Annotated in this window: 5 protein-coding genes and 1 pseudogene; 4 read left to right on the top strand and 2 right to left on the bottom strand. The window is 74.5% G+C overall.

All coding sequences use genetic code 11. The features are described from left to right. Window positions 1-906 (bottom strand): carboxylate-amine ligase (locus E1300_RS45480; protein ID WP_131763481.1); only part of this gene is annotated, 906 nt, incomplete at its 3' end. A 143-nt stretch (window positions 907-1049) separates the two neighbouring features. After that, window positions 1050-2228 (bottom strand): acyl-CoA dehydrogenase family protein, encoded by a 1179-nt coding sequence (locus E1300_RS45475; protein WP_131763480.1) that lies wholly within the window; start codon window positions 2226-2228, stop codon window positions 1050-1052. A gap of 139 nt (window positions 2229-2367) precedes the next feature. Here E1300_RS45475 and E1300_RS45470 point away from each other — a divergent pair, with 139 nt between their 5' ends. From E1300_RS45470 to E1300_RS45455, 4 genes and pseudogenes are all read left to right on the top strand, one after another. Then, on the top strand, window positions 2368-4212 hold the full coding sequence (locus E1300_RS45470; protein ID WP_131763479.1) for a methylmalonyl-CoA mutase family protein: 1845 nt from the start codon (window positions 2368-2370) through the stop codon (window positions 4210-4212). Next, window positions 4209-6422, top strand: coding sequence for a methylmalonyl-CoA mutase (scpA, locus tag E1300_RS45465; RefSeq protein WP_131763478.1), 2214 nt, complete (start codon window positions 4209-4211; stop codon window positions 6420-6422). The genes E1300_RS45470 and scpA overlap by 4 nt, the downstream gene beginning before the upstream one ends. Window positions 6423-6438: 16 nt before the next feature. Beyond that, entirely contained in the window at window positions 6439-7422 is a 984-nt protein-coding gene (gene meaB, locus E1300_RS45460; protein ID WP_131763477.1) for a methylmalonyl Co-A mutase-associated GTPase MeaB, read from the top strand. 104 nt (window positions 7423-7526) lie between these two features. Then, window positions 7527-7738: pseudogene (locus E1300_RS45455) on the top strand (GNAT family N-acetyltransferase); the annotation flags it as partial.

The following is a 7738-nucleotide window of genomic DNA, read 5'->3' as shown; positions in this document are numbered from 1 at the left end:
CAGCTCGCGGAAGCCGGCGGGGCGTCCGGTGCGCACGTCGACGCCGCGCCCGGCGAGGCCGTCCCGGGCGGCGAGCCAGTAGGCGGCGCGCAGCATCTCCTGGGACGGCGCGGGGGCGGGCTCGCCCGCCTCGACCGCGGCGAGCGAGGTCTGCACCAGCGCCCGGACGAGCGCGGCGAACACCGCGGCCTCGGACGCGGTCGGCGCCACGTCGGCCAGCCGGACCTCCACGGTGGGGAGGCGGGCCGAGGGCCGCACGTCCCAGAAGATCGTCCCGGTGTCCATCAGGGCGCCGCAGTCCAGCAGGGTGCCGACGAGGTCCTCGTAGTGGGCGTGGGAGGCGAAGTAGGGCGGCGGTCCCGCCACCGGCCAGCGCGCCCACGCCATCACCCGCCAGCAGGCGTGGCCGGTGTCGCGGCCCGCCCAGAACGGCGAGTTGGCCGTCAGCGCGAGCAGCGTCGGCAGCCAGGGGCGCAGGTGGTTGCTCACCTGGACGGCGTGCTCCGGATCGGGCATCTCGACGTGGACGTGGCACGAGCAGATGCACTGCTCGTCGTCCAGGGCGCGGTAGGTCGCGCGGCTGGCGGCGTACCGGGCTCCCGCGCTGATGGGCGCCGGGACCAGGTCGCCGAGGACCGGCGTGCCGGTGGCGGCGAGCCGCACGCCCGCCCCGGCCGCGGCCCCGGCCATCGCCGCCCGCATCGACCGGATCTGCTCGTCGAGCTTGTCGGAGTCGTCGCACGGGGAGGTCTTCGCCTCGGCGAGGAACTCGACCAGCTCGCTGGACGCGCGGTCGCCCAGCGCGGCGGCCGCGCGCCGGACGACGGCGGCGGCCCTGGGGACGACCTCGCGGGAGCCGGGATCGACGACGAAGTACTCCTCCTCGACACCGAACCTCAGGGCCATCCTTCACCTCGCGTCGGGGGCCGCAGGCGGCCACGTCACTTCGACGGTACGTTGCGGCCGCACCGTTCGCACCTACCGCGACGGACAGGGAAGGCGCCCCGGCACGGCACGGCATGCCCGGCCGGGCGGTGGACCGCCGGGCCTCAGACGAACGCGCCGTGGCCCGTCTCCGCGCGCCCGACGATCAGGGTGTTGATCTCCCGGGTGCCCTCGTAGGAGTAGAGGGCCTCGGCGTCGGCGACGAAGCGGCCGATGTCGTAGTCGAGCACGATCCCGTTGCCGGCCATCAGCTCGCGCGCCCAGCCGACGGCCTCCCGCATCCGGCTGGTGCAGTACGCCTTGGCGAGCGCCGAGTGCTCGTCGCGGTAGAGCCCGTCGTCCTGGAGCTGGGCGAGCCGCACCACCATGCCGAGCGAGGCGGTCGCGTTCCCGAGCATCCGGACGAGCAGGTCCTGGACGAGCTGGAACTTGGCGATGGGGCGGCCGAACTGCTCGCGCTCCACGGCGTAGTCGCGGGCGATCCCGTACGCGGCGAGCATGACCCCGACGGCCTGCCACGCCACGCCGCTGCGGGTGCGGCGCAGGATGGCGGCGGTCTCGCGGAAGCCGGTGGCGCCCTCCAGCCGGTTCGCCTCCGGCACGCGGCAGTCCTCCAGCGCGATGTCGGCGTTCTGGACGGTCCGCAGCGCGATCTTGTTCTCGATCCGGGTGGCGTTGAACCCGGGGGTGCCCTTCTCGACGACGAACCCCTTGACCTTGTCGTCCTCCTCGTCCCGGGCCCACACGACGACGAGGTCGGCGAAGGTGCCGTTCCCGATCCAGCGCTTGGCGCCGTTCAGCACCCACGCGTCGCCGTCGCGCCGCGCGGTCGTCTTCAGGCCGAGGGCGACGTCGGACCCGCCGCCGGGCTCGGTCAGCGCGAACGCGCCGATCTTCTCCATCCGCCCCATCGCGGGCAGCCACCGGGCCCGCTGCTCCGCCGAGCCGCAGCGGCCGATGCTGCCCATCGCGAGGCCGGTGTGGACGCCGAAGAACGTGGACATGGACGGGTCGACGCGGGCCATCTCCAGCGCGAGGAAGCCGGTGAGCAGGCTGCTCGGCGCCTCGCCCGGGCACTCGTCGTAGGCGAGCCCGGCCACGCCGAGCTCGCCGAAGGCGGGGATCAGGTCGAAGGGGAACTCCGCGCGCGTCCAGCAGTCGTTCGCGATCGGCTGGACCTTCGACTCCAGGAAGCCCCGGACCCGGGCGATGATCTCCTTCTCCCGGTCGTCGAGGAGTTCCTGCATGTGGTACAGGTCACCTGGAAGCGTTTCCAACGTCATGGGCGTCCTTTTCCCCGGCACCGGACCCCTAACCTGTCCCCCTAAGGTGCGGCGGGCGCACCGCGCGTCCGCGCGGGACCCGCTGGTCAGCGGGACCCGCCCGCGAGGCGCGAGTACGCGCTCGCTTACCATCCTGGGCATGACGGTGCCGCCTGAAGAACTCGAACTGGCTGCCGCCTTCCCCCCGGCGCAGCGCGACCGGTGGCGGGAGATGGTGAAGGGAGTGCTGCGCAAGTCCGGCGCGGCGACCGACGACACCCCGCTCGCGGACGTCGAGGGCCTGCTGGCCCGCGAGACCTACGACGGCGTCCCGATCGCGGCGCTGTACGCGCGCGGCGACGCCCCGCCCGGGCGGCCGGGCCTCCCGCCGTACCTGCGGGAGGTGCGGCCCGACGGCGAGGGGCTCGCCGGATGGGACGTCCGGCAGCGGCACGCCGACCCCGATCCGGCCGCCGCCCGGGAGGCGATCCTCGCCGACCTGGAGAACGGCGTCACGTCGGTCTGGCTGCGGCTCGGCGACGGGGGCCTGCCCGTGGCCGCCCTGCCGGAGGCGCTGCGCGGCGTGCTGCTCGGCCTCGCGCCCGTTGTGCTGGACGCCGGGGAGCGCGTCGGCGAGGCCGCCGAGGCGTTCCTCGCGCTGGTCGTCGAGCGCGGCGAGGAGGCGGGCGCGGCCGGGAACCTCGGCGCCGACCCGCTCGGCCTGCGCGCCCGCACCGGCGCCACCGGCCCGCTGGACGAGGCGCTGGACGAGGCCGCCGCGCTGGCCGTCCGCTGCGCCCGCGGATTCCCGCGGCTCCGCGCGATCGTCGTGGACGGCACCGTCCACCACGACGCGGGCGGCGGCGACGCCGACGAGCTCGGCGCGGCGGTCGCCGCGGGCGTCGCCTACCTGCGGACGCTCACCGCCGCCGGGCTGAGCGTGGACGAGGCGTTCGGGCAGATCGAGTTCCGGCTCGCCGTCAGCGCCGACCAGTTCTCCTCGATCGCCAAGCTCCGCGCGCTCCGCCGGCTGTGGACGCGGGTCGCGGAGGTGAGCGGCGCGTCCGACGGGACGGCCGCGCGCGTCCACGCGGTGACGTCGTCGGCGATGATGACGCGGCGCGACCCGTGGGTGAACATGCTCCGCACCACCGTCGCCGCCTTCGCCGCGGGCGTCGGCGGCGCGGACGCCGTCACCGTCCAGCCGTTCGACGCCCGCCTCGGCCTGCCGGACGCGTTCGCCCGCCGCATCGCCCGCAACACCCAGACCCTCCTGCTGGAGGAGTCGAGCCTCGCGCGGGTCGTCGACCCCGCCGGGGGCTCCTGGTACGCCGAGCGCCTCACCGAGGACCTCGCACAGGCCGCCTGGACGTGGTTCACCGAGATCGAGAAGGCGGGCGGGTTCGCCGCCGCGCTGGACGCGGGCCTCATCGCGGACCGCCTCGCCGTGACCTGGGCGCGCCGCCGCAAGGACATCGCGCGGCGCAAGGCGCCCCTCACCGGCGTCAGCGAGTACCCGAACCTCACCGAGACGCTGCCCGAGCGGCCCCCCGCGCCCCGGTCGCCGTCCGGTCAGGGCGGCGGCCTGCCCGTCGTCACCTACGCGCAGGACTTCGAGGCCCTCCGCGACCGCTCCGACGCCCACGCCGAGGCCACCGGCGCCCGGCCCCGGGTGTTCCTCGCCACGCTCGGCCCGATCGCCGTCCACACGGCCCGCGCCTCGTTCGCCGCGAACCTGTTCCAGGCGGGCGGGATCGAGACGGTGAGCGGCGCCCCCGAGGAGTTCGGGACGTCCGGCGCGTCCGTGGCGTGCATCTGCTCCAGCGACAAGGTCTACGGCGAGCGGGCGGCGGACGCGGCGCGCGCGCTCAGGGACGCGGGCGCGGTGAAGGTCTGGCTCGCGGGTAAGGGAACCTACGAGGGGGTCGACGCGACCGTGTTCGCCGGCTGCGACGCGGTCGAGGTGCTGGAGACCACCCTCGACGATCTGGGAGTGAACCGATGATCCCCGACTTCACCGAGATCGAGCTCGGGACGGCCCCCTCCGCCGACGAGGCCGCGAAGCGGTGGCGGGCCGCCGCCGGGGCCGCCGGGCAGGACCCCGACGCCCGGACGTGGGAGACGCCCGAGGGCATCGGCGTCCGCCCCCTCTACACCGGCGACGACCTGGCCGGGCTCGACTTCCTCGACACCTACCCGGGCATCGCGCCCTACCTGCGCGGCCCGTACCCGGCGATGTACGCCACCCAGCCGTGGACGATCCGGCAGTACGCCGGGTTCTCCACCGCCGAGGAGTCCAACGCCTTCTACCGGCGCAACCTCGCCGCCGGGCAGAAGGGCCTGTCGGTCGCGTTCGACCTCGCGACCCACCGCGGCTACGACTCCGACCACCCGCGGGTGGCGGGCGATGTCGGCATGGCCGGCGTCGCGATCGACTCGATCTACGACATGCGGCAGCTCTTCGACGGCATCCCGCTGGACCGGATGAGCGTGTCGATGACCATGAACGGCGCGGTGCTGCCCGTCCTCGCGCTCTACATCGCGGCCGCCGAGGAGCAGGGGGTGGCGCCCGAGCAGCTCGCGGGCACCATCCAGAACGACATCCTCAAGGAGTTCATGGTCCGCAACACCTACATCTACCCGCCGGCGCCGTCGATGCGGATCATCTCCGACATCTTCGCGTTCACCTCGCGGCGGATGCCGAAGTACAACTCGATCTCGATCTCCGGGTACCACATCCAGGAGGCCGGGGCCACCGCCGACCTGGAGCTGGCGTACACGCTCGCCGACGGCGTCGAGTACATCCGCGCCGGGCGCGAGGCGGGCCTCGACATCGACGCGTTCGCGCCGCGCCTGTCGTTCTTCTGGGCGATCGGCATGAACTTCTTCATGGAGGTCGCGAAGCTCCGCGCGGCGCGGCTGCTGTGGGCGAAGCTCGTCAAGGGGTTCGACCCGCAGAACCCGAAGTCGCTGTCGCTGCGGACGCACTCGCAGACGTCCGGCTGGTCGCTGACCGCGCAGGACGCCTTCAACAACGTGGCCCGCACCTGCGTCGAGGCGATGGCGGCGACGCAGGGCCACACCCAGTCGCTGCACACCAACGCACTGGACGAGGCCCTCGCGCTCCCGACGGACTTCTCCGCCCGCATCGCCCGCAACACCCAGCTGCTCCTCCAGCAGGAGTCCGGGACGACCCGCACCATCGACCCGTGGGGCGGCAGCGCCTACGTCGAGCGGCTCACCTACGACCTCGCGCGGCGCGCCTGGGGCCACATCACCGAGGTCGAGCAGGCCGGCGGCATGGCCAAGGCCATCGACGAGGGGCTGCCGAAGCTCCGCATCGAGGAGGCCGCCGCCCGCACCCAGGCCCGCATCGACTCCGGCCGCCAGCCCGTGATCGGCGTGAACAAGTACCGCCCGGACGCCGAGCAGGACATCGAGGTCCTCAAGGTCGACAACGCCTCCGTCCGCGCGCGGCAGATCGACAAGCTGCGCAGGCTGAGGGAGGAGCGCGACGAGGGCGCCGCCCAGGACGCGCTCGCGGCGCTGACCCGCGCCGCCGAGGCCGCCGAGAACGGCACCCGCGGGCCCGGCCTGGAGCAGAACCTCCTCGCCCTCGCCATCGACGCCGCCCGCGCCAAGGCCACCGTCGGCGAGATCTCCGACGCCCTGGAGCGGGCCTACGGGCGGCACGCGGCGCAGATCCGTACGATCTCCGGTGTGTACCGGGACGAGGCGGGCCGGGTGAGCGGGATCGAGAAGGCGCGCGCCGCGGCCGCCGCGTTCGAGGAGGCCGAGGGGCGGCGGCCCCGCATCCTCGTCGCCAAGATGGGGCAGGACGGCCACGACCGCGGCCAGAAGGTGATCGCGACGGGCTTCGCCGACCTCGGCTTCGACGTCGACGTGGGCCCGCTGTTCCAGACGCCGGGCGAGGTGGCCCGCCAGGCCGTCGAGGCCGACGTGCACGTCGTCGGCGTCAACTCGCTCGCCGCCGGGCACCTCACGCTGGTCCCGGCGCTGCGCGAGGAGCTCGCCGCCCTCGGCCGCGACGACATCGTCATCGTCGTCGGCGGCGTGATCCCGCCGCAGGACTTCGACGAGCTGCGCGCCGCCGGCGCCTCGGCGATCTTCCCGCCCGGGACCGTGCTCGCCGACGCCGCCCTGGACCTGCTGGACGAGCTGGCCGGCAGGCTCGGCCACACCACCGCCCGATGAGCGGACCGGGAGAGCGGTGAGCCCGAAACTCGACGACTACGCCGCGGGGGTGCGGGACGGGTCGCGGGCGTGGATCGCGCGGTCGATCACGCTCGTGGAGTCCACCCGTCCCGACCACCGGGAGCTGGCGCAGGAGCTGCTGGTCGAGCTGACCCCCCACGCCGGCGGCGCCCGCCGGGTCGGGATCACCGGCGTGCCCGGGGTCGGCAAGTCCACGTTCATCGACGCGCTCGGCACGAACCTGACGGGGCAGGGGCACAGGGTCGCGGTCCTCGCCGTCGACCCGTCCTCCACCCGGACGGGCGGCAGCATCCTCGGCGACAAGACGCGCATGCAGCGGCTCGCCACGGACCCGAACGCGTTCATCCGCCCATCGCCCACCGCCGGGACGCTCGGCGGCGTCGCCAAGGCCACCCGGGAGGCGATGGTCGTCATGGAGGCGGCCGGCTACGACACCGTGCTGGTCGAGACGGTCGGCGTCGGCCAGTCCGAGACGACCGTCGCGGAGATGGTCGACTCGTTCCTGTTCCTCACGCTGGCGCGGACCGGCGACCAGCTCCAGGGCATCAAGAAGGGCGTCCTGGAGCTGGCCGACGTGATCGCCGTCAACAAGGCCGACGGCGACCACGCGATGGAGGCCAAACGGGCGGCCCGCGAGCTCGCGGGCGCGCTGCGGCTGCTGCGCAGCGACGAGCGGGTCCACGACACGCCCGTCCTGACGTGCAGCGCGAAGGACAACACCGGGCTCACCGAGGTGTGGGACAAGATCGTCGAGCACCAGGAGCGGCTGCGCGAGTCGGGCGAGCTGGAGCGGCGCCGCCGCCGCCAGCAGGTCGGCTGGACGTGGGCGATGGTCCGCGAGCGGCTGCTGGCGGACCTGCACGCCCATCCGGCCGTCCGGGAACTGGCGCCCGAGCTGGAGGCGGCCGTCGCCGAGGGGTCCCTCACCCCCGCGCTCGCCGCCCAGCGCATCCTGGAGGCGTTCGGCCGGAGGACGTGAGCCGGGCCCGGGCCGCGGCCGGTTCGGGCGCGCCCGCCGCGATCGGCGGGACGGGTTGCGCCGGGTCCCGGTCGCGGCGGGCCGGTATCCGGTACAAAAGTCAGATGGACGTCATCGAACTCGATGATCCGACCGACGCGCAGATCCGGGAGTGGCACGGCGTGCTCACGGCGGTGCACGCCGCCGACCCCGCCGGGGACCCGGCGCCCGAGCCCGAGCGGACGGCGGCCGGGCTCCTCGGCGCCGAGCCCGGGTCCCGGCAGCGGCTGTGGGCGGTGGCCGACGGCGACCGCATGCTCGCCGTGGCCGCGCTCCG

This window comes from Actinomadura fibrosa (genome assembly GCF_900659615.1).
GTDB classification, from domain to species: Bacteria; Actinomycetota; Actinomycetes; order Streptosporangiales; family Streptosporangiaceae; genus Spirillospora; species Spirillospora fibrosa.
This window is presented reverse-complemented; position numbering and strand designations above follow the sequence as displayed.